Source organism: Larkinella soli (genome assembly GCF_003703975.1).
Lineage (GTDB): Bacteria > Bacteroidota > Bacteroidia > Cytophagales > Spirosomataceae > Larkinella > Larkinella soli.
Genome location: NZ_QTJY01000012.1, coordinates 1 through 21,504 on the forward strand (window position 1 = coordinate 1; position 21,504 = coordinate 21,504).

The window sequence follows — 21,504 nt, forward strand, 5'->3', positions numbered from 1 at the left end:
AGCCAGGATCAAACTCTCCATTGTAAATAAACTATCAAACATTTACTGTTTGGCAGCTTCGAAGTCCTGGTTGTTGTGCTGTTGTGTCAATCGGTCAAAGAACGTGTGTTCCCTCTGGGAACCCGGTGGCCGCGGCACGTTTGCCGTAGCCCTTATTAAAATAGAATACAAAGATAATAGATTTAGTAGACTTTGTCAAGGGCATTCTAAAAATATTTTCTCTTTATTCCCGGCTTTTGTCTGAAGAAGTCCCTTTGGTGACTTACGCGGACCTAAAAGAGAACATCCAAATCGCTGTCCGGAGTTCCCCGCTATTTGAAATTTTCTGGTGTCCTGTCTAAAAAATCAGGCCCCGAATTTACCTAACGAACCGAAGCCGGCCAAGTTTTATTTTTTTCAAAAATATTTTCGATAACCCTGCCGCGCGTCAGTCGTTGATCAGCGCATAAAGGCCCACCGGTGCCTTAGCCCCGTCTTTCCGGGAGGTGGCATCGACCGGCAACGGCCGGAGAGCAGAGGTCCGGTCGATGAACAGGTAAGAGTCGTACCGGAGTCCGAGGACGGTCGGCACGTAATTGCCCCGTTCGGCGGAAGGGTCGTAGACGACTCCGATGGCCCGCTGGCCGCGTTCCCCGGTTTCGGTTTCTTCGGCGCGAAGCCGGTTCAGGAAAACCATCCGGTTTTCCGGGCCGACCCGGTGAAGCAGTTCGTCCCAGCTGCCCGCCTGCGCCTTCGGTACGGGCATCCGCTCGGCGGGAGCGCCCCAGTAGTCGCCGGCGATCACCTCGCCCTGGTAGGTGCCGAAGCCGACGATATGGACGCCCTCGCTTTCGTGGGCCTCCCGGACCAGCTGCCCCAGGTTGACCATCCCGGCCTGCGCCATGTCGGTATGACGGGCATCGCCGACGTGGGTGTTGTGCGCCCAGATGATGGCTTTGGCGTTCGGTCCGTGGAGTTCCATGAGCCGGTCGAGCGTTTCGGCCATGTGCCGATCCCGGATGTTCCAGGATTCGGCGTCGGAGCGCACCATGGCGTAATAATACCGCTCGGCGTTGACGGCCACCAGGGCGTTCTGCTCCCGGTCGAACCGTTCGAAAGCCGTACCGGAACCGGAAGCCCGGAGGGCCACAAGCAATTGCTGAATCGAAGCCTCACAACGGGAGCCGCGGAGCGTTGCAGTGGCGTAGGCCTGCTCGTCGCCCTGGTAGGGGGCCAGGCAGCGGGTGGCTTCCTCCGCCCGGGCGTGTACCTCCCGGCTCAGCTGCGGGTCGGTGCGAAGCCGGTCGAGCGACTCCCATAGACTATAGACGTCCAGCCCGTAAAAGCCGGCTTTGCCGGTCGGGGCGCCGGCACCGGTGCGGTCATTATAGTTGCGCATCCATTCGATCAGGCCGGCAATCTCCTCGTTGGCCCACATCCAGGTCGGCCAGCGGTTGAACGCCTGAAGCACTTCGCGGGGTGGGCCGGGAGCGCCGTGCAGATACCGGTTGACCTCCCAGGCATCGGGCCAGTCGCCCTCGACGGCCACGAAGGTGAAGCCTTTCTCTGCGATCAGCCGTCGGGTAATGGCGGCCCGCCACTGGTAAAAATCAGAGGTCCCGTGGGAAGCCTCACCCAGCAGCACGTAGCGGGCCTCCCCGATCTGCTGCATCAGGGAATCCAGGCTGCGTTCGTCGGTCAGCGGTGCGGAATGCGTGCGCAGACTTTCTACCGCCTTATCTTTTTCTTCCCGGCTTTTCATGGGTTCATTGCGACAGGCGGTGAAGCCGGCCGCCAGCCAGCCCAGCCCGATCCATAGCAGATTATTCATAGTCCCTTTCTCCTCTTCCGTTTCAATAGCCTAAACCGGAGCGGCTTTCGGCCGGGACCAATCCGAACTCAAAAAACAAGCTTACGGCCGGCCCGGACGAGAGTTCGCAAACGGACAGCCGCTGTACGGTTTCGGACAGACGGAATCGCCGAAGAACGCTCCCCGGTTTCATAAAGGCGGTTTTCAATTTACGGCATATTCCTTGAGCGCATTCCGGAAACCTACATTTACGCTTCCTATGCGACCACTGATCTTTACCGTTCTCCTGGCTTTTGTGCTGACGGGGGTTTATGCGCAGAACGGCCAGACCGACGACATGGCCGGTGTCCGGCAGGCCTGTTTCAATTACATCGACACCTTTTATAAAGTGGACACGACGCTGGCCTATCAGAGCATCTCACCCGCCCTGCAGAAACGCGGCTTTGCGTTCGACGAAAAAACCGCCACGTATTCGAAACAGCTGGAAATGCCGTTTCCGGCCCTGATCCGGCTGGCGAAAAACTGGAACCGGGACGGCAAGCGGGCCAACGAACAGTCGCCCCGCGAGGTGACCGTTTTCGAGGTCGCCGACAAAACCGCATCGGCCAAGGTGACGGCGGTCTGGGGCATCGACTACATTCATTTGGTGAAGGAAAACGGCCGCTGGATGATCGTCAACGTATTATGGCAGTCTCCGCCGAAGTCGCTCCGGGCCATGAAATGAGCAGGCGGTCCGACGGTTTTGCAAAAGGGTAGTAAATTGGTCTGGTTCACTGCTTTAGGCAGTAGCGTATTCCGGTAACCCAGACCCTGAACCCTTTCTCATGACCGTCGGACTGTTTATTCCCTGTTACGTCAATCAGTTTTACCCCCAGGCGGCCGTCGCCACGCTGCAGCTGCTGCGGAAAACCGGGGTGGAAGTGGTCTATCCGACCGGGCAGACCTGCTGCGGGCAGCCGATGGCCAACTCCGGCTTCGAGCACCTCACCCAGGAATGCAATGATCTTTTCCTGAAAAATTTTCAGGGCTTCGACTATATCGTGGCTCCCTCGGCCAGCTGCGTTCTCCACGTCAAACAACACCTGCACTCGACCGACGACCCGGCCCGGGCCGACGACCTCCGGTCACGGGTATACGAGCTGGTCGAATTTCTGACCGACGTGCTGGAGGTCGATGACCTGAAGGCCCGGTTTCCGCACCGGGTCGGGATACACCAGAGCTGCCACGGGCTGCGCGGGCTGTATCTGGCCCAGATGAGCGAGCTCCATGCCGCCCCCTTCTCCAAACCGCTCCGGCTGCTGTCGAAGGTCGACGGGCTGGAACTGGTGCCGCTGGACCGGCCGGACGAATGCTGCGGCTTCGGCGGGACGTTCTGCGTGGCCGAAGAGGCCGTTTCGGTCAAAATGGGTAAAGACCGGGTGAACGACCACATCCGCAACGGAGCCGAATACATTACCTCCGTCGACCTCTCCTGCCTCATGCATCTGGAGGGCATCCTGCACCGGAAGAAAAGCGCCGTCAAGGCCATCCATATTTCCGAAATCCTAAACGCAAGCCTGTAATGGGAAATGAAACGAAGGACCATGCCGCCCTGGCCGAAGCCTTTATCCGCGATGAAGAGCGCGTCGACTGGCATGACGGAGCGCTCTGGTGGATCCGGCAGAAGCGGGACATCGCTTCCCGGCAGATTCCGGAATGGGAGGCCCTGCGCGAGGCCGCATCCCGGATCAAAAGCCATGTGCTGTCCAATCTTCATGACTACCTGCTGGAGTTCGAAGCCAACGCGACCCGCAACGGCATCCGGGTCCACTGGGCGGCCGATGCGGCCGAACACAACGCCATCGTGTATTCCATCCTGAAAGAGAAGGGCATCCGGCAGATGGTCAAGAGCAAATCCATGCTCACGGAAGAGTGCCACCTGAACGAATACCTGATCGAACGGGGCGTCGACGTGATCAACTCCGACCTCGGCGAATACATCCAGCAACTGGACAACGAGCCGCCGAGCCACATCGTGCTGCCCTGCATCCACAAACGCAAGGAGGAAATCGGGGAGATTTTTCACGAACATCTCGGCACGGAAAAGGGCGTGTCGGACCCTACCACGCTCACCCGCTTCGCCCGGCGGCACCTGCGCGACGTGTTCATCACGCGCCGGGCGGCTCTGACGGGGGTCAACTTCGCCGTGGCCGAAACCGGGGAATACATCGTCTGCACCAACGAGGGCAATGCCGATATGGGCGCCCACCTGTCGGAGGTGCAGATCGCTTCGATGGGGATCGAGAAGATCGTGCCCAAAAAGGCCCACATGGGAATTTTTTTGCGCCTTCTGGCCCGCAGCGCCACCGGCCAGCCCATCACGATCTATTCCAGCCATTTCAAAAAACCGCGCGAGGGGCAGGAGATGCACCTGATCCTGGTCGATATGGGCCGGAGCCGGCAGCTGGGCCGGCCCGAGTTCCGCGATTCGCTGAAGTGCATCAAGTGCGGGGCCTGCATGAACACCTGCCCGGTCTACCGCAAAAGTGGCGGTCTGAGTTACCATAACACCATCTCCGGGCCGATCGGGGCGATTCTGGCGCCGAACCTGGACATGAAAAAACACGCGGACCTGCCCTTCGCGTCGACGCTCTGCGGTTCCTGCTCGAACGTCTGCCCCGTGAAGATCAATATCCACGACCAGCTGTACCAGTGGCGGCAGGTGATCGTGAAAGAAGGCTACGCGGCCCACACCAAAGTACTGGGCATGAAGGCCATGGCCTGGACCTTCTCGTCTCCCGGCTCCTTCTCCACCCTGGGGAAGGCCGGCCGCTGGGTGCTGAACAACATCCCGGTCGCGGTCAACAACCGGTTCAACCCCTGGTTTCGCCAGCGGGATATGCCGGAAGGGCCGAAAGAGTCGTTCAGCGAGTGGTATGCCCGAAACCACCGCCCGGGCGGGGCGGTTGACCCGGCCCCGAAAGCGAGTTCGGACCTTCAATCCATCCAGCCCGAATGAGCGCCCGGGACAGCATTCTGGCCGCGGTTCTGAGGAACCAGCCGGCCCTCAGCCCCCTCCCCGATCTCAGCCCGTTCCGGGGAGAAGACCGGGACCTGATTGCCCGTTATGCCGAAATTTTTGCCGGCATCGGCGGACAGGTGTTCCGGGTACGGGACCTGACGGAAATCAACGCGCTGGCCCGCAGCCGTTTCGACGCCGACCGGCGGTTCGTCACCACCCTGCCGGAACTGGGCGAACCGTTCGAGACGCTGTCGGCTACGGTCGATCCGCACTCGTTCAACGACGTCGAACTGGCCGTGATCGAGGCCGAGCTGGCGGTGGCGGAGAACGGGGCCGTCTGGCTGCCCGAACACCGTATGGGTCAGCGCATCGTGCCGTACATCTGCCAGCACCTCGGGGTGGTGGTTCGGGCGGAGGTGATCGTTCCGACCCTGCACGAAGCCTACGCCCGCATCGGCGCCGGCCAGTACGGGTTCGGAGCCTTTATCGGCGGACCTTCCAAAACGGCCGACATCGAGCAGGCGCTGGTGCTGGGCGCTCACGGGCCGATCACCATGACGGTATTTATTCTGGAACCGACTACCGTACCAACCGAACCGGCCTGACCCTGTCGGCCCCTTTTCGACCCTGCCATGAAAACGCTTTTTGTGCTTCTGTGCTTTGCCGGGGTTCTGCCGGCCGCCTTCGGGCAGTCGGTGGTTCTGCGGCAGAGCAATCCGGGGCCGCAAAGCCGGTATGCCGCCGAAAAGCTGGCCGAGGCTCTCCAAAAGGGCCGGTATTCTCTGAAAACCGGGTCGGCGGAGTATGAAATCAGACTGGAAGTAAAAGCCGGAAAACCGGGGCCGGAAGGCTATGCCATCGACCGGCGGGGCAAGAAAATCACCATTACCGGCGGAGACGGGCGGGGGCTGATCTACGGCAGCCTTTCCCTGGCCGAGGACCTGAAAAACAGCCTTCCCCTGGCGCAGATAACGGCCCGGACCGAACAGCCGCATCTGGCGCTGCGGGCCATCAAATTCGACCTGCCCTGGGACACCTACCGGCACAGCGAGGCTCTGGACCTGCATTACGAAACCTGCCGGGATACGCTGTACTGGAAAGCCTTTCTGGACATGATGGCGGAAAACCGGTTCAATGCGCTGAGCCTCTGGAACCTGCACCCGTATCCGTTCATGATCCGGCCGACGCACTTCCCGGCCGCCACGCCCTTCGACGACCGGCAGCTGAAGGAGTGGCAGGCGCTGTTCCGGGCCATTTTCCAGATGGCCAAAGAGCGGGCCATCGACACCTACCTGGTACCGTTCAATATCTTCACCAGCCCCGAATTTTCGAAAGCCTACCATTTCGACCCGAAGCTGAACAACCCGGAACACCACCATTTCACCGACGGCGACACGGCCGAAATCGTTCGCCGGTATACGCGGCAGTGCGTCACGCAGGTATTGCAGGAATATCCGGAGTTGACCGGTTTCGGGCTGACGCTGGGCGAGGCCATGGGCGGCATGACGCCCCGACAGCGCGAAGACTGGATGAAGGCCACCATCCTCGAAGGCATGCGGCTGGCCGGGCGTAAAACCAAACTCATCCACCGGATTCCGTTCTCCAGCACCACCGGCTCGCTGGGCGTCACCAGTATCGAGACGGAAAAGCTGACGCGGCAATCTATCGAGAGCGAGGGCGCGCTGCCGTTCATCGAGGGGCCGGTCTGGGCCGACCTGAAATACAACTGGTCGCACGGACACTCGACGCCCCGGCTGGTGAAGGTCCACGGCGGCAAACTCTACGACACCTATTTCAACCCGCTGCCGACGAGTTATAAAGTGACCTGGACGGTTCGCAACGAAGATTTCTTCTGCCTGCGCTGGGGGGTTCCGGGTTTCGTCCGGGCACACCTGGCCGCCAACCGCCAGCCCTATGTCGGCGGTTATTTTCTGGGGTCGGAGACCTACATCCCGGCGAAGGACTATTTTACGGCGACCGGCGGCCCGGTCGGCACCGGCGGCCCGGTCGATACCGGCGGCCCGGTCGACTGGAAATATGCCTTCGAGCGGCAGTGGCTGTTCTACAAACTCTGGGGCCGCCTGCTCTATAATCCGGCAACGCCCGATGCGGTCTTCCGGGCGGAGTTCGTCCGGCGCTACGGCCCCCCGGCGGCATCCCTGCTGGAGGCTTATTCGCTTGCATCCTCGACCCCCCTGCGGCTGGCGTCCGCCTTCGATTTCACCTGGGATTTTTCGCTCTACAGTGAGGGCATGATGGGATTCGACGCGGCCAAAAACGTCTCCTATATTTCGGTCGAACAGCTCCTTACGCAGCCTCCGCTGGACCCGGATTACGTCTCGGTTCCGGATTACGTCCGGGCTACGGCGGCCGGCGGGCAGTTCGGGCCGGAGAAGGTGACGCCCCCGGTTCTGGCGGCCCTGCTGGAAACCGACTGCCGGAAAGCCCTGGAACTGGTCCGGCCCATCGACCCGGCCGGTAACCGGTCGCTGCTCTACGAGGTCGCCGACGTAAAGGTCTGGGCGCACCTGGGCCTGCATCTGGCCGAAAAACTGCGGGCGGCCGTTGCCCTGCAAACCTACCGCACGACCGGGCAGGAGGACAGGCACCAGGAGGCCGTCCGACACCTGAAAGCCGCCCTCGCTCACTGGGATGAGGTGGTGTCCGTTACGCGGCCGCTCTACAACGACATGCCCCTCGTCCACCTCACCGAACAGAAAGGCCGCAGCTGGGAGGAAAACAACCGGCTCCGGTTCCACTGGGAAAAGCTCCGGCCGCTGGTGGCGAAAGATGCGGCCCGGGTGGAAGCCGAGCGCTTTCCCCGCGAAAAAAAGGCCGAAAACTGAACATCTGCACGGGAAAATTCAATTTTCCAAAAAAATAATTAAAAACGGCTAAGTGTTTTTCCGGCCCCGAACCGTCTCTGTTGAAAGAAGCTCAACAGTGAACCGAAGGCTTTCTTTCTCCTAACCCAAATGGAACAACTCCAGCCGTTAAGAGTCTCTCACAAGATCGTAAATCCAGACTTTTGGATGGAAGAGGACGCTGCCCGCAATGCCATGGATCGGTTGCGTCTGGACACTGAATTGTTGATTCGGCGGACGTTCGAGCAGGACCCGGACGCCGGCATTGCCGTCCTTTTCCGGCAGTATTACGCCGTCCTGTGCAGCCACGCGGTCCGGTACGTATCCTCCAAAGCGGTTGCGGAGGACATCGTGTCGGATATCTTCTATGAGTTTCACAGCGAGCTTCGGTATCAGACGGTTACGACCTCCTACCGCGCCTACCTGTTCACGGCGGTCCGGCACCGCGCCTTCGACTACGTGCGGGCGGAGATGCGGCAGAGCACCTCCCTCGACCACGCGGAACTGGTGCCGGCCCACATCACCCAGAACCCCGATTCGATCACGCAGTATGAAGAACTGTATCACGATGTGGAAAACGCCATCAACGCCATGCCGCTGAAACGGCGCCAGATCTATATCATGCACCGGTTCGAGGGGAAGAAGGGCCAGGAGATCGCCGATGAACTGCACCTGTCGCTGCGAACCATCGAAGCCCACCTGTACCAGGCCGTCCACCAGATCCGCGACACGCTGAAAGGCAAGTGGCTGCTGATCTTCTGGCTCGCGAGCCCCTACTGCGCCCGGCTTTTTTTCGGCAACTGACTCCATGTTAATCCGGCCCCAAACCGCCAAGAGCTTATCCAGGACCAACCCATGAAAACACAGGTATCGAAAGAATCACTTTTCAATTACTTCGGAGGACGGGCCACCGCCCTTCAGAAACAGCTGATTGACGAGTGGGCCAAAGAGGAGGAGAACCGGGAGTTCTTTTTCGAATGCCTGGCCGTGTGGGAGACGCAGAACCTTCAGTTCAGCGCCGACGCCGGGGACGCCCTCCACCGGCACCGGGAACGGATGACGCAACAGCCCCTCCAGGCGGAGGAAGAACCGGCCGCCGGGCCGGAAACCCGGTCGCTGCGGTCGGGCTGGTTCCGGCTGCGCTGGCTGGTGGCGGCCACGGTCGGGCTGGCGCTGACCTTCGGGGCGCTCCGTTACCGGAGCAACCTGCTTTTCATTACCTACCGGACCGCCTTCGGCGAAACCCGGATGCTGACGCTGGCCGACGGCAGCCGGGTGACGCTCAACGCCAACTCCACGCTGCAGGTGCCCCGCTTCGGTTTCGGACAAAAAAACCGGCAGGTGATTCTGGCGGGCGAGGCCGACTTTTCGATCCGACACCTGCCCGATCACCGGAACTTTACGGTGCGGACCCATAAGAATTTCGAGGTGGTCGTGCTGGGGACCGAATTCATGGTGAACACCCGCGAGCGGAGCAAGAAAGTGGTGCTGAACAAGGGCAAAGTAAAGCTGCTGTATCAGGAAGGGGCCGTCAGCCGCCAGCTGACGATGAAACCCGGCAACCTGGTCACCTTCGATCAGAAGGGGCGCGTGAATTTGAAACAGACGCCGAACCCGCAGGTATTTACGTCGTGGAAAGACCACCGGTTCGTGTTCGAGGAAACCACCCTGGGCGAACTCGGCAGCCTGTTTACGGAAAACTACGGTCTCCGGCTCCAGTTTGCCGACCGGGGGCTGATGCAGTGGACCGTATCGGGTGCCTTTACGGCCAACAGCGCCGAAGAACTCATCGAAATCCTGGCCAGTGCCTCGAACCTGACCTACCGGCGCCAGGGCGACACCATCGTCATCGACCGACCGCATTGACTATATAAACCCTGAACCTTATGGAAAAATCAGTACGCATCCTGCTCCTGATCGGAGTAGTGCTGGGAGGACTACACCCTGGCTTTTCCCAGACCCTGGCCCGCGCCCAGCAGGCTCATGCCAGGGAGTTGACCTCCAGAGCGCCCGCGAAACGATTGAAAGACGTCCTGAAAAAACTTCAGGAGCATTACGCCACGGACATCCTGTTTTTTGACCGGAACGTGGAGGGCCTGACCGTCGCGGCCGACGCCGTCAACCTGAACGCCGGAATCGAGGACAACCTCAGCTCCATCCTGAAGCCGCTCGGTCTGCGTTACCGGAAGGTAAAGAACGGCGGTTACGTGATCATGGGCCGGGAGACGTCCGGCCGGCTCGAACCCGCCATGCCCCGCCTGCCGGGTACGGCCCTGAGCGAACCCGAAAAGTCGGCCTCGGCGCACCCGGGTTTCCAGCCGGAACCGACCCCGCCCGCCGAACCCGCGGCCGACAAGGCCCATGCCGCCGACCTTACGGTGCAGGGCAAGGTGTCGGATGAAAAGGGCGAAGGGCTGCCCGGCGTCAGCATCGTCCTGAAAGGCACCCAGAAGGGAACCACCACCGACGCCGACGGCCGTTACCGCATCGAGGTGCCGAACGCGGCTTCTACGCTGATTTTCAGCTTTGTCGGCTATATTTCGCAGGAGGTGGTGGTCGGCAGCCGCAACAGCCTCAACATCACCCTGCTGACGGACAACAAAACCCTGAACGAAGTGGTCGTGATCGGCTACGGAACGATCGAAAAAAAGGACCTGACCGGCTCGGTGGCGTCCCTCGGCAGCAAATCCATCCAGGAACTGGCCGTGCCCCGGGTCGATCAGGCGCTGATGGGAAAGATCGCCGGGGTGCAGGTGAAGCCCGTATCGGGTGAACCCGGAGCCGCCCCGCAGATCCGCATCCGGGGCATCGGGAGCATCTCGGCCGGCGGCAGCCCGCTGTATGTGGTCGACGGCTTCCCGATATCGAGCATCCAGGCCCTGAACCCCAACGACGTCGAAACCATCGATGTGCTGAAAGATGCCTCCGCCACCGCCATCTACGGATCGCGCGGGTCGAACGGGGTCGTCATCATCAACACGAAACGGGGCCGGGCGGGGCGGGCGGCCCTCAACTTCAACTACCAGTTCGGCTTTCAGAAAATTGCCAAAATGCCGAAACTCCAGTCGGGCCAGGAAGAAGCGCAGCACTACTTCGACGGGGTGAAAAACCGCAACCTCGACGAAGGCAATGACGTTTCGGGCAACCCGGTGGGCTGGAAATCGCCGGTGCCGCAGACCATCGTCGACGTCCTTTCCGGGAAAATCACGACCAACGAGGACCCGCTGGACGCCATTCTCCGCACCGCCCCGCAGCAGCAGTACCAGCTGAGTGCGGCCGGCGGCAGCGAGAACGTCCGCTACGCCGTCAGCGGGGAATACCTCAACCAGGACGGCATCATCCTGAACACGAACTTCCGGCGGTATTCGGTGCGGGCCAACATCGACGCCAGACTGGCACCCCGGCTGACGCTGAAGGTCAATTTCAACCCGTCCTATACCGACAAGACCAACGTGGGCGGGGCGGGCGCCGAGGACGTCGCCACCTACTCCGACATCACGAACAACCCGCTGTACAACGCCCTCGTCATTCCGACCTACCAGTCACTTCTCAACCCCGACGGCACGTATTACCCCTTCGGCAACGGGCTGGATGCCGTCGTGACGAGCAAAAACCCGCTGGCGCTGGCCCGGGAGGTGAAGGGCCGACAGAAAGGGATCGGTTTTCTGGGCAATACGTTCATCGAGTACAGCATCCTCGACAACCTGAAGGTGAACGTCATGCTCGGCATCAACCTGTCGAGCATCAAGGGCAGCTATTTCAAACCCCAGATGGCGGCTTTCCTGAACGAGCTGGCCTCCGGCACCGACAATGCCTCCCAGCGGCTCAACTGGATCACGGAAACCACCCTCAACTATACCAAAAGCGTCGGCAGGCACAACTTCACGGGCCTGCTGGGCTACACGACCCAGCGCGAGACGTTCGAGTCGAACACGATGACCAGCAACCGGTATCCCAACAACCTCGTGCCGACGCTGAGCGCCGTGAGCGGGCTGCTGACCGGCGGCTCGTCCAACGTGGCCGAGTGGTCGCTGCTGTCGTACCTGGGCCGGATCAACTACAACTTCAACAGCAAATACTACGTGACGGCCTCGGTCCGGACGGACGGCTCCTCGCGCTTCGGTTCGGAGAACAAATACGGCGTGTTCCCTTCCTTTGCGCTGGCCTGGCGGGTATCGGACGAGGCCTTCATGAAGGAATTCCGTTTCGTGAACGAGTTCAAACTCCGCTCGAGCTACGGCAAAACCGGGAACAACAACATCGGGAACTACGACCACCTCGCCACGATCAACTACGAGAAATACGTGCTGGGCAATACCGGTCTCGGCGGCTACTCGCCCGGACGGCTCGCCAACCCCAACCTGACCTGGGAAACCCAGCAGCAGATCAATTTCGGGATGGACCTGAGCTTTCTCAACAACCGCGTGGCCCTGACGCTGGACCACTTCCGGTCGCGGAACACGGACCTGCTGCTGAACGTGAACATCCCCGACATCACCGGCTTCAACACCGCGCTCCAGAACATCGGAGAGGTGAAAAATACGGGCTGGGAGGTGTCGCTGAACACCGTCAACACGCAGGGCGCCGTGAAGTGGCAGACCAGCCTCAACTTCTCAACCTATAAAAACCGCGTCACGAAGCTCGGCCCCTCCGGTGACCCCATCATTTCGGGCGGCAACATCACCATGATCGGCCAGCCCGTCGGGATGTTCTTCGGCTGGCTGACCGACGGCATCTTCATGACGAAGGGAGACCTCGACAAAGGTCCGCTCTGGAACCCCGGCGGCCGCGACCAGTCGCGGGTGGGCGACGTGCGGTTCGTCGACGTCAGCGGCCCCAACGGCCGGCCCGACGGGGTCATCAACAGCTTCGACAAAACCATCATGGGTTCGCCCTACCCGGATTTCTATTACGGCATGACCAACCAGCTCTCCTATAAGAGCCTGAGTCTGAGCGTCAGCCTTCAGGGTGTGCAGGGCAACAGCGTGCTGGCCCTCTCGCGGGAGCAGCTGGCCAACAACCGGGCCCGCTTCCGGCAGTATGCCTTCATGAATAATTACTGGAAATCGGAGCAGGAACCCGGCAACGGCTACTCGGTCCGGCCCAACGACGTACCGACCGGCAACTTTCGGGGCACCTACAGCCAGCGCTGGCTCGACGACGGCTCCTACCTCCGGATCAACAACATCGTGCTGGGCTACGCGCTGCCCGACTTCCTGGCCCGCAAGCTGACGCTCAGCGCAGTGCGGTTCTCGGTCACGGCCAACAACCCGTTCCTGTTCACGAAGTTTATCGGCTTCAACCCCGACGTCAGCCGCACCGACAACCCGCTTACCCCGGGCAACGAACGGTATGACTACCCGACCGCCAAAAGCATTCTGTTCGGCATCAACATTGGCTTTTAACCTACACAATCCGATGAAAAAGACAGTCTCCATTGCTACGCTGGTCATGCTGCTGCTGACCTCCTGCCGAAAGGATTTCATCGAAATATTACCCGTCGATACGGTCACGGTCGACCTGCTCTATAAAACCGACAAGGATTATCAGGACGCCGTCATCGGGATTTACGGCATCTTTCAGGACCAGTACCAGAACATGTATTACTTCGGCGACATCCGGGGAGACGACTCGTGGGACGAGCTGGTCAAGGGAACGCCGGGGGCCGTCGACAACTTCACGCTGTCCAACGACGACGGGCTGCTGATCAGCACCTGGCGGAATTACTACAAGGCCATCACCCGGGCCAACACCCTGCTCGAACGGATCGAAACCGCCGATGCCGCCCAGGTGACGAACAAGGCCCGGCACATCGGCGAAGCAAAGTTTCTGCGGGCCCTGGCCTATTTCGATCTGGTCCGGATCTTCGGCGACGTGCCGCTGGTGACCCGGTCGCTCACCATCGAGGAATCCTACAAGACGCCCCGCGAAAAAGTGGATAAAATCTACGACGAGCTGATTATCAAAGACCTGATGGATGCGGAAGCCAACCTTCCGGCGAGTTACACCGGCCCCGGTGTCGGGCGGGCCACCAAAGGGGCGGCCAAAGCCCTGCTCGGGAAGGTTTATCTGACCCGGAAGGATTTTGTGAAGGCGGAGGCCAAACTTCTGGAAGTGACCACGATGGGCTACGCCCTGCTGCCCGGCTTCGCCGACCTCTGGGACTACGGCAAAAACGAACACCACAGCGAATATATCTTCGACATCGAATACGAGCAGGGGCTGGGCGGGGAAGGCAGCGTGTTCACGAACCGCTTCACGCCCAAGGTTACGTCCATGATCGCCTTCTACGGCATCGCCGGCTCGGTCGACGACCAGAACACCCCGCACCAGGTGCTGTTCGACCTCTTCGAGCCGAAAGACAAACGACGGGAAATCACGGCCACCCGGGGCTATTACGACGGCACGGGCAAGTTCATTCCGATCCTGATCTCCTCCAACAATATGTCGGCCTACACCCGCAAATACATCATGCGGATCCCGACCGCCAACGACAGCCCGGCCAACTGGAAGGTGATCCGGTATGCCGACGTGCTGCTGATGGTGGCCGAAGCACTCAACGAGAACGGTAAATCGGCGGCCGCGCTGCCTTATCTGAATCAGATCCGGACGCGGGCGGGCGTAGACCCTTATCCGGCGATGAATCAGGCCGAGCTGCGTGCCAAAATCGCCCTCGAACGCCGGATGGAACTGGCCTTCGAAGGCCACCGCTGGTTCGACCTCGTCCGGACCGGTCAGGCCTACACGGTCATGCAGAAATACGGCATGAAGCCACACATGACGGTGTTCCCGGTGCCGCTGGCGCAGGTGCAGCTGATCAACGACCGCTCGATCTTCCCGCAGAACCCGGGGTATGACTGAGCTGCCGGATTGCCGGGCCACCGGACCATGAGAGTACAGCAGTTTTCCTGAAAACCAAGACCTTTTGCCTTAATCCGATTGCCTTATGAAGACGACAAAAACTGTTTTTGCGCTGCTGATGGGCGGCCTGTTCCTCCTCTCCACGACGGCCTGGGTGGCTACCACAAAGGTCGCCCCGGGCCTGACCGCTCCCCGGCCCGCGCCGAAGCTCCAGAAGTATCTGTACGTGGTGACGCCCGGCGTCCGGAACTACCTCGGCTACGGTGGTCACGGCATTCAGGTTTTCGATATCAACAACAACCACAAGTGGGTCAAATTCATCAAAACCGGCGGCCTCAACAAGAAAGGCAAACCGTCGAACGTAAAGGGTGTGGACGTCAGCCTGGCGACCAACTGCATCTATATCAGCACCCTGGAAGCCCTCCAGTGCATCGACCTCGTGACGGAAAAACTGCTCTGGGAGCGGGAATACGAAGGGGGCGTCGACCGCATCTCGATCTCGCCCGACGGCCGGCTGATCTACATGCCCTCGCTTGAAAAGGAATTCTGGACGGTGGTGGATGCCAAAACCGGTGACGTCGTCAAGAAGATCGTGACTAATTCCGGCTCGCACAATACCATCTACGGCCCCGACGGCAATTTCGTCTATCTGGCCGGCCTCAAATCCACGATGCTCAACGTGGCCGACACCAAAACCCACACGGTGACGAAGCAGGTGGGGCCGTTCAGCGCCGACATCCGCCCGTTCACGATCAACGGATCGCAGACGCTGGTGTACGTCAACGTCAATGGGCTGCTCGGCTTCGAGATCGGCGACCTCGTGACCGGCAAATTCCTGCACCGGGTGGTGGTGGAGGGCTTCAACATCGGGGAGGTCAAACGCCACAGCTGCCCCAGCCACGGCATCGCCCTGACGCCCGACGAGAAGGAAATCTGGCTGTGCGACGGCGCCAACCACCGCCTGCACGTGTTCGACAATACCGTCATGCCGCCCGTCCAGAAAACCACCATCCAGACCCGCGACATGCCCGGCTGGATCACCTTCAGCGTCGACGGTAAATACGCCTATCCTTCCACCGGCGACATCATCGACGCAAAAACCCGGAAAATCGTCACGACGCTGGAAGACCAGAACTACAACAGCGTGCAGAGCGAGAAGATGGTCGAAATTCACTTCGTGGACGGCAAACCCGTCGCGGCCGGTGACCAGTTCGGCATCGGACAGATGAAGCAGCTCGCCCGCAACTAAGCTTCCCCTATATCCCATCCTCCAATCGTCGGGCGTCCCGGTTTTCGGCCGGGACGCCCGGGTAAGGGAACGCTATGACCAAACGATTCGCATCCGCCCTCCTGCTTCCGGTCGTGCTGATACTGACAACCCTCCCGTCGTCGGCCCAGTCGGAAGCCAACCCCGCTGACCGCAGCCCGGCTGATCGTTGGTATGCCGGTCGGGAATGGCTGAACGGCTTGACGGCGCGGCCCGCCGACGTCGTCAACAGCGAGGAATTTGCGCGGCAGTACCGCAGCAGCAAAGCCGCCTGGGACAAGGCGTTCGAATTTCTGAAGAACACCGATTTCAGCCGGCTGCGAGCCGGGAAATACCCCATCGACGACGAGAACGTCTACGCCCTGATCACCGAAGGGCCGGCCCGGGAAATCGCCCCCGACAAGTGGGAAGCGCACCTGAATTACAACGACATCCATTACGTGATCAGGGGTAAGGAAAAGATCGGTATATTACCCGTCGAACAGGTGAAGTCACAGGTGGCCGTTGCCTACAGCCCGGAGAAGGACATCGCCTTCTACCGGTCCGACACGGGCCGGTTCCACCTGGCCGAACCCGGCCTGTTTTACGTCATCACGACCAAAGAAGCGCACAACCCCGGCAACCGGGTGGAGGGCGTCGAGGGGGTCAAGAAAGTAGTGGTCAAAGTCCGAAACGCGCCCTGAGGGAAGCCGTTCGTCGCCGTCCGGATGCCCTGATACCTGAACCTTATTTTTCCCTTTCCGGCCCTATGCAACTGGTCTTTCTGGATACGAAAACCATCGGTAACATTCCCAACCTCCGTCTGCCTGAAAAATTCGGCCGGGTCACCTACTACGAAACCACCACCCCGGAACAGGTCCGGGAACGCATCCGGGACGCCGACATCGTCATCACCAACAAGGTGGTGCTCGACCGCGACACCATCGCCCAGGCGCCGAAGCTGAAACTGATCTGCATTGCCGCCACCGGCACCAACAACGTCGACCGGCAGGCCGCCGAAGCACGCGGCATCCCGGTCCGCAACGCCGTCGATTATTCGACCGCCAGCGTCGCCCAGGGTACCTTCGCCCTCCTGTTCCAGCTCATGATCGACATTCCGTATTTCGACCGGTATGTGAAGGACGGCAGCTATTCGCGCAGCGACATCTTCACCCATTTCGGACGCGGTTTCATCGAACTGGCCGGCAAGCGGTTCGGCATCGTCGGGATGGGGAACATCGGGCGGCAGGTGGCCGGCATCGCGGAAGCCTTCGGGGCCGAGGTGGTTTATTACTCGACTTCCGGCCGCAACACCGATCAGCCCTACCGCCGGCTCGAACTCGAAGAATTTCTAAGCACCTGCGATGTGGTTTCCATCCATGCACCCCTGAACGAGAAAACCGCCGGGCTCATCGATTACGGACGGCTGACCCGCATGAAGCCCTCGGCCTATCTGCTCAACGTCGGGCGGGGCGGCATCGTGGTCGAAGCCGATCTGGCCCGGGCGCTGGACGAAGGCCGGATCACGGGGGCCGGCATCGACGTGTTCGAGCACGAACCCATCCGTCCCGACCACCCGCTGCTGCATCTGAAGCACCCCGGGCGGCTGGTGCTGACCCCCCACGTCACCTGGGCCAGCATCGAATCCCGCACCCGGCTCATGGAAAAGGTCGGCCGGAACATCGAAGATTTTTTGAACGAACCCGGAGCCGCCGGGGGGCGGCCGCAAACCGAAAGTCACGCTCAACCGAAATAACAACCCTATGAAAATCAGGGCCGCCGTATTACACCAGATGGGTCTCGAACGCCCGTATACCGACAGCAAACCGCTCACCGTCGGGGAGCTGGAACTCGAACCGCCCCGCGCCGGGGAGGTGCTCGTGAAAATCCGGGCCGCCGGCCTGTGCCACTCCGACCTCTCGGTCATCGACGGCAACCGCCCCCGGCAGATGCCGATGGTGCTGGGCCACGAAGCCGCCGGCGAGGTGGTGGAGCTGGGGCCGAACGTACACGATCTGGCCGTCGGCGACCACGTGGTGTTCTCCTTCGTGCCGATCTGCGGCCACTGCATGCCCTGCATGACCGGCCGCCCGGCCCTTTGCGAAAACGGAGTGGCCGCCAACAACCGGGGCGAACTGCTCGGGGGCGGCTTCCGGCTGAAGGACCGGGACGGACGGCCCGTCCACCACCACATGGGCGTCTCGGGCTTCGCCGAATACACGGTCGTCTCCCGCAAATCCATCGTCCGGATCGACCCCGCGCTGCCCTTCGACATTGCGGCCCTGTTCGGCTGCGCCGTCATGACGGGCGTCGGGGCGGTGATCAATACCGCGCGGCTCTCGCTGGGCCAGACCGTATTGATCACCGGCATGGGCGGCATCGGCTTCGCGGCCCTGCTCGGGGCCCTGGCCGGGGGCGCGGGCAGGATCATCGTCGCCGACGTTAACCCGTCGAAACTGGAAAAGGCCCTCGAACTGGGCGCGCATGCCGTCGTGAACCCGTCGGACGAGAATGCCGTGGAGCAGGTGAAGGACCTCACCAACGGGGGAGTCGACATCGGCTTCGAATTTGCCGGGGTGGTTCCGGCCCTGGAATTCACCTACAACGCCACCGGACGGGGCGGCAAGACCGTCACGGCCGGGCTGCCCCACCCCAGCAAGTTCATGCAGCTGGCCCCGGTGCGGCTGGTGGCCGAGGAACGGACGCTCCAGGGCTCCTATATCGGCAGCTGCATTCCGGCCCGCGACATCCCGGCCTACATCGGCCTCTATCAGGCCGGCCGCCTGCCGGTGGACCGGCTGATGACCCACCGGATTCAACTCGACGACATCAACGAAGGCTTCGAACGACTGGCCAAAGGCGAGGCCATCCGCCAGATCATTACCTTCTGATTATGAACACCATCCCCGCTTCCGAAGAACTACTCGGCGCCGGCCCGCTGCTTCGCACCCGCGCCTACCTGAACGGCACCTGGACGGACGCGGCCGACGGGGCCGCCTTCGACGTCTTCAACCCGGCCACGGGCGAGGTCGTCGCCACGGTGGCCGATCTGGGTCGCGACGACGTGCGCCGGGCCATCGGGGCCGCCCACGACGCCTGGCCCGCCTTCCGCGACTGCACGGCGAAAGACCGGGCGAGCCTGCTCAAACGATGGAACGCCCTGATTCTGGAACATAAGGAAGAACTGGCCCGGATCATGACGCTGGAATGCGGCAAGGTGCTGACCGAAAGCCGGGGGGAAGTCGACTACGGAGCCGCCTTCATCGAGTGGTTTGCCGAGGAGGCCCGGCGCACCTACGGCGACGTGATTCCGGCCAACACGAAGGATAAGCGCATCGTGGTGATCCGGCAGTCGATCGGGGTAGTGGCAACGATCACGCCCTGGAATTTTCCGCTGGCGATGATCACCCGGAAGGTCGGACCGGCGCTGGCCGCGGGCAGCCCGGTGCTGATCAAACCGCCCACCGAAACCCCGCTGACGGCCCTGGCGGTGGCGTATCTGGCCGAGCAGGCCGGTTTTCCGCCGGGTGTGGTCAACGTGATCACCACCTCCCGGAACGCCGAAGTCGGGCTGGAACTCTGCGAAAACCCGCTCGTCCGGAAGCTGTCGTTCACCGGCTCGACGGCCACCGGCAAGCTGCTCATGCGGCAGTGCGCGTCCAACCTGAAAAAAATATCGCTCGAACTGGGCGGCAACGCGCCCTTTATCGTCTTCGAGGATGCTGATGTGGATGCGGCCGTGAAGGGCGCGATGGCGTCGAAGTTCCGCAACAGCGGCCAGACCTGCGTCTGCGTGAACCGGCTGTACGTCCACGACCGGGTCTACGACGAATTTATCGACAAGTTCTCGAAAGCCGTCTCGGCCCTGCGGGTCGGAAACGGGCTGGACGAGGGCACCCAGGTGGGGCCGCTGATCAGCGAGAAGGGACTAGCCAAGGTCAAACGCCACCTGGACGACGCCCTGGCAAAAGGGGCGAAGGTGCTGGTCGGCGGGCAGGCGCTGGAGGGGCTGTACTTCCGGCCGACGGTGCTGACGGACGCCACCGCCGACATGCTCATCGCGCAGGACGAGGTGTTCGGGCCGGTGGCTCCGGTGTTCCGGTTTCGGGACGAGCGGGAGGTGATCGAACTGGCGAACGCGACGCCCTACGGGCTGGCCTCCTACTTCTACAGCCGCGACATCGCCCGCTGCTGGCGGGTGGCCGAGGCCCTCGACTACGGCATGGTCGGCATCAACGACGGCATGATCTCGACGGAAGTGGCGCCCTTCGGCGGCATCAAGGAGTCGGGCATCGGGCGCGAAGGCTCCAAATACGGCATCGATTATTTTACCGAACTCAAATACCTCTGCTTCGGCGGAATCAGCTGACGAACCTCTAAACCCCACGGCCATGATCGAACCCGTTTCCAGAACCGGCCGGGCCGCCCGGATACCGCCGGCGTCCCTGCTCCGGCAGTTGTTACAGATACCGGTCATCGTGGCCGCCCTGGGCTATTTCGTCGATATTTACGATCTGCTGCTGTTCAGCATCGTGCGGGTGCAGAGCCTGCGCGACCTGGGCGTGCCGGAGGCCGACATGCTGCCGACGGGCATCTACCTGATCAACACCCAGATGGCCGGACTGCTCATCGGCGGCATCCTCTGGGGGGTCCTGGGCGACAAGCGGGGGCGGCTTTCGGTGCTGTTCGGCTCCATCCTGATCTATTCGCTCGCCAACATCGCCAACGGCTTCGTCACCTCGGTCGATCAGTATGCGGTGCTGCGGCTGATCGCGGGCATCGGGCTGGCGGGCGAACTGGGGGCGGGCATCACGCTGGTGGCCGAGGTGCTGCCGAAGGAAATCCGGGGTTACGGCACCTCGCTGGTGGCTTCGGTAGGACTGCTGGGGGCAGTCCTGGCCTATTTCATCGCCGAGGAGTTCGCCTGGCGCAACGCCTACTTCATCGGGGGCGGGCTGGGGCTGTTCCTGCTCATCCTGCGCGTCAGCGTGTACGAATCCGGCATTTTTACCAGACTCAAGGAGAAACCGGTTTCGCGGGGCAACTTCTTCCGGCTGTTCGCGTCCCGGAGCCAGTTTCTGAAGTACCTGCGCTGCATCCTGATCGGCCTGCCGGTCTGGTTCGTGGCCGGCATCCTGATGACGTTCTCGCCGGAATTCGGGCAGGCCCTGGAACTCGACGGGCCGGTGGTGGCCGGAAAAGCCGTCATGTGGGAATACATCGGGCTGGCCGTCGGCGACCTGTCGAGCGGCCTCATCAGCCAGTACCTGAACAGCCGGAAAAAGGTGCTGGCGCTGTTCCTGCTGCTGACGGCCGCCTGCGTCGTGGTGTACCTGTACATCCCGCTGCACACCACGACGGCCTTCTACGCCCTCTGCGTGGCCCTCGGCTTTTCGGTGGGGTACTGGGCGCTGTTCGTGACCATCGCGGCCGAGCAGTTCGGGACCAACCTGCGGGCGACGGTCGCCACCACCGTCCCGAATTTCGTGCGGGGCAGCATCAACCTCATGACGCCCCTGTTTCTGCTGTTCCGGGCGCAGTTCGGGATTCTGAACGGGGCCGCCCTGCTCGGGCTGCTGACGCTGGCCATCGCCTTTCTGGGCCTCTGGAAGATGGAGGAGACCTTCGGAAAAGACCTTAACTTTCTGGAAGAGTAAGCAGGCCCCGCTCCCGGCTTTCGTATACAAACCGACCTGTCGGTATCCGAAAGCAAGCCCTGTGACCCTTAGTAACATGCTCTGAC

16 protein-coding genes are annotated in these 21,504 nt (G+C 61.5%); 15 read left to right on the forward strand and 1 reads right to left on the reverse strand.

The features are described 5' to 3' along the window. Nucleotides 1–427: 427 nt before the first annotated feature. Nucleotides 428–1,810: an erythromycin esterase family protein gene (locus DX909_RS19700; RefSeq protein ID WP_128546933.1), complete on the reverse strand. Its 1,383-nt coding sequence runs from the start codon at nucleotides 1,808–1,810 to the stop codon at nucleotides 428–430. A 238-nt stretch (nucleotides 1,811–2,048) separates the two neighbouring features. On the opposite strand from DX909_RS19700, the gene DX909_RS19705 reads away from it, so the two are divergent. The 15 genes from DX909_RS19705 to DX909_RS19775 all read left to right on the forward strand — a co-directional run bounded on the left by DX909_RS19705 (nucleotide 2,049) and on the right by DX909_RS19775 (nucleotide 21,418). Beyond that, nucleotides 2,049–2,513 carry a nuclear transport factor 2 family protein gene (locus tag DX909_RS19705; protein ID WP_128546934.1) on the forward strand — a complete coding sequence of 155 codons (465 nt, stop codon included), beginning with the start codon at nucleotides 2,049–2,051 and terminating at the stop codon, nucleotides 2,511–2,513. A gap of 100 nt (nucleotides 2,514–2,613) precedes the next feature. Further along, nucleotides 2,614–3,351: a (Fe-S)-binding protein gene (locus DX909_RS19710; RefSeq protein ID WP_128546935.1), complete on the forward strand. Its 738-nt coding sequence runs from the start codon at nucleotides 2,614–2,616 to the stop codon at nucleotides 3,349–3,351. Next, complete coding sequence (locus DX909_RS19715; protein WP_128546936.1) at nucleotides 3,351–4,787, forward strand: lactate utilization protein B; 1,437 nt, start codon at nucleotides 3,351–3,353, stop codon at nucleotides 4,785–4,787. Before DX909_RS19710 ends, DX909_RS19715 begins: the two co-directional genes overlap by 1 nt. Then, nucleotides 4,784–5,395, forward strand: a complete 612-nt coding sequence (locus tag DX909_RS19720; RefSeq protein ID WP_128546937.1) for a LutC/YkgG family protein — start codon at nucleotides 4,784–4,786, stop codon at nucleotides 5,393–5,395. The genes DX909_RS19715 and DX909_RS19720 overlap by 4 nt, the downstream gene beginning before the upstream one ends. Nucleotides 5,396–5,422: 27 nt before the next feature. Next, nucleotides 5,423–7,636, forward strand: a complete 2,214-nt coding sequence (locus DX909_RS19725) for a glycoside hydrolase family 20 zincin-like fold domain-containing protein (protein WP_128546938.1) — start codon at nucleotides 5,423–5,425, stop codon at nucleotides 7,634–7,636. Between the two features lie 186 nt (nucleotides 7,637–7,822). Beyond that, complete coding sequence (locus DX909_RS19730) at nucleotides 7,823–8,458, forward strand: RNA polymerase sigma-70 factor (RefSeq protein ID WP_229311113.1); 636 nt, start codon at nucleotides 7,823–7,825, stop codon at nucleotides 8,456–8,458. 51 nt (nucleotides 8,459–8,509) lie between these two features. After that, nucleotides 8,510–9,520, forward strand: a complete 1,011-nt coding sequence (locus DX909_RS19735) for a FecR family protein (RefSeq protein WP_128546940.1) — start codon at nucleotides 8,510–8,512, stop codon at nucleotides 9,518–9,520. Between the two features lie 20 nt (nucleotides 9,521–9,540). Continuing rightward, nucleotides 9,541–13,059, forward strand: coding sequence for a SusC/RagA family TonB-linked outer membrane protein (locus DX909_RS19740; protein WP_128546941.1), 3,519 nt, complete (start codon nucleotides 9,541–9,543; stop codon nucleotides 13,057–13,059). Between the two features lie 13 nt (nucleotides 13,060–13,072). Next, nucleotides 13,073–14,515 (forward strand): RagB/SusD family nutrient uptake outer membrane protein, encoded by a 1,443-nt coding sequence (locus tag DX909_RS19745; RefSeq protein WP_128546942.1) that lies wholly within the window; start codon nucleotides 13,073–13,075, stop codon nucleotides 14,513–14,515. A gap of 85 nt (nucleotides 14,516–14,600) precedes the next feature. Next, a complete protein-coding gene (locus tag DX909_RS19750) occupies nucleotides 14,601–15,764 on the forward strand; it encodes a YncE family protein (protein ID WP_128546943.1) in 1,164 nt (387 codons plus the stop codon). Between the two features lie 74 nt (nucleotides 15,765–15,838). Next, nucleotides 15,839–16,465, forward strand: coding sequence for a NanQ anomerase/TabA/YiaL family protein (locus tag DX909_RS19755; protein WP_128546944.1), 627 nt, complete (start codon nucleotides 15,839–15,841; stop codon nucleotides 16,463–16,465). A gap of 65 nt (nucleotides 16,466–16,530) precedes the next feature. Next, nucleotides 16,531–17,517 (forward strand): D-2-hydroxyacid dehydrogenase, encoded by a 987-nt coding sequence (locus DX909_RS19760; RefSeq protein ID WP_128546945.1) that lies wholly within the window; start codon nucleotides 16,531–16,533, stop codon nucleotides 17,515–17,517. A gap of 7 nt (nucleotides 17,518–17,524) precedes the next feature. Then, nucleotides 17,525–18,652: a zinc-dependent alcohol dehydrogenase family protein gene (locus tag DX909_RS19765; RefSeq protein WP_128546946.1), complete on the forward strand. Its 1,128-nt coding sequence runs from the start codon at nucleotides 17,525–17,527 to the stop codon at nucleotides 18,650–18,652. Nucleotides 18,653–18,654: 2 nt separating this feature from the next. Next, complete coding sequence (locus DX909_RS19770) at nucleotides 18,655–20,130, forward strand: NAD-dependent succinate-semialdehyde dehydrogenase (protein WP_128546947.1); 1,476 nt, start codon at nucleotides 18,655–18,657, stop codon at nucleotides 20,128–20,130. Nucleotides 20,131–20,152: 22 nt separating this feature from the next. After that, nucleotides 20,153–21,418 carry an MFS transporter gene (locus DX909_RS19775; RefSeq protein ID WP_128546948.1) on the forward strand — a complete coding sequence of 422 codons (1,266 nt, stop codon included), beginning with the start codon at nucleotides 20,153–20,155 and terminating at the stop codon, nucleotides 21,416–21,418. Nucleotides 21,419–21,504: the final 86 nt, after the last annotated feature.

Bases quoted from the DNA above. Each gene is read 5' to 3' on its own strand.
- DX909_RS19750 (WP_128546943.1), top strand. From the start codon at position 14,601: ATGAAGACGACAAAAACTGTTTTTGCGCTGCTGATGGGCGGCCTGTTC.
- DX909_RS19710 (WP_128546935.1), top strand. From the start codon at position 2,614: ATGACCGTCGGACTGTTTATTCCCTGTTACGTCAATCAGTTTTACCCC.
- DX909_RS19740 (WP_128546941.1), top strand. From the start codon at position 9,541: ATGGAAAAATCAGTACGCATCCTGCTCCTGATCGGAGTAGTGCTGGGA.
- DX909_RS19745 (WP_128546942.1), top strand. From the start codon at position 13,073: ATGAAAAAGACAGTCTCCATTGCTACGCTGGTCATGCTGCTGCTGACC.
- DX909_RS19765 (WP_128546946.1), top strand. From the start codon at position 17,525: ATGAAAATCAGGGCCGCCGTATTACACCAGATGGGTCTCGAACGCCCG.
- DX909_RS19730 (WP_229311113.1), top strand. From the start codon at position 7,823: ATGGAAGAGGACGCTGCCCGCAATGCCATGGATCGGTTGCGTCTGGAC.
- DX909_RS19720 (WP_128546937.1), top strand. From the start codon at position 4,784: ATGAGCGCCCGGGACAGCATTCTGGCCGCGGTTCTGAGGAACCAGCCG.
- DX909_RS19770 (WP_128546947.1), top strand. From the start codon at position 18,655: ATGAACACCATCCCCGCTTCCGAAGAACTACTCGGCGCCGGCCCGCTG.
- DX909_RS19715 (WP_128546936.1), top strand. From the start codon at position 3,351: ATGGGAAATGAAACGAAGGACCATGCCGCCCTGGCCGAAGCCTTTATC.
- DX909_RS19775 (WP_128546948.1), top strand. From the start codon at position 20,153: ATGATCGAACCCGTTTCCAGAACCGGCCGGGCCGCCCGGATACCGCCG.
- DX909_RS19760 (WP_128546945.1), top strand. From the start codon at position 16,531: ATGCAACTGGTCTTTCTGGATACGAAAACCATCGGTAACATTCCCAAC.
- DX909_RS19700 (WP_128546933.1), bottom strand. From the start codon at position 1,810: ATGAATAATCTGCTATGGATCGGGCTGGGCTGGCTGGCGGCCGGCTTC.
- DX909_RS19705 (WP_128546934.1), top strand. From the start codon at position 2,049: ATGCGACCACTGATCTTTACCGTTCTCCTGGCTTTTGTGCTGACGGGG.
- DX909_RS19755 (WP_128546944.1), top strand. From the start codon at position 15,839: ATGACCAAACGATTCGCATCCGCCCTCCTGCTTCCGGTCGTGCTGATA.
- DX909_RS19725 (WP_128546938.1), top strand. From the start codon at position 5,423: ATGAAAACGCTTTTTGTGCTTCTGTGCTTTGCCGGGGTTCTGCCGGCC.
- DX909_RS19735 (WP_128546940.1), top strand. From the start codon at position 8,510: ATGAAAACACAGGTATCGAAAGAATCACTTTTCAATTACTTCGGAGGA.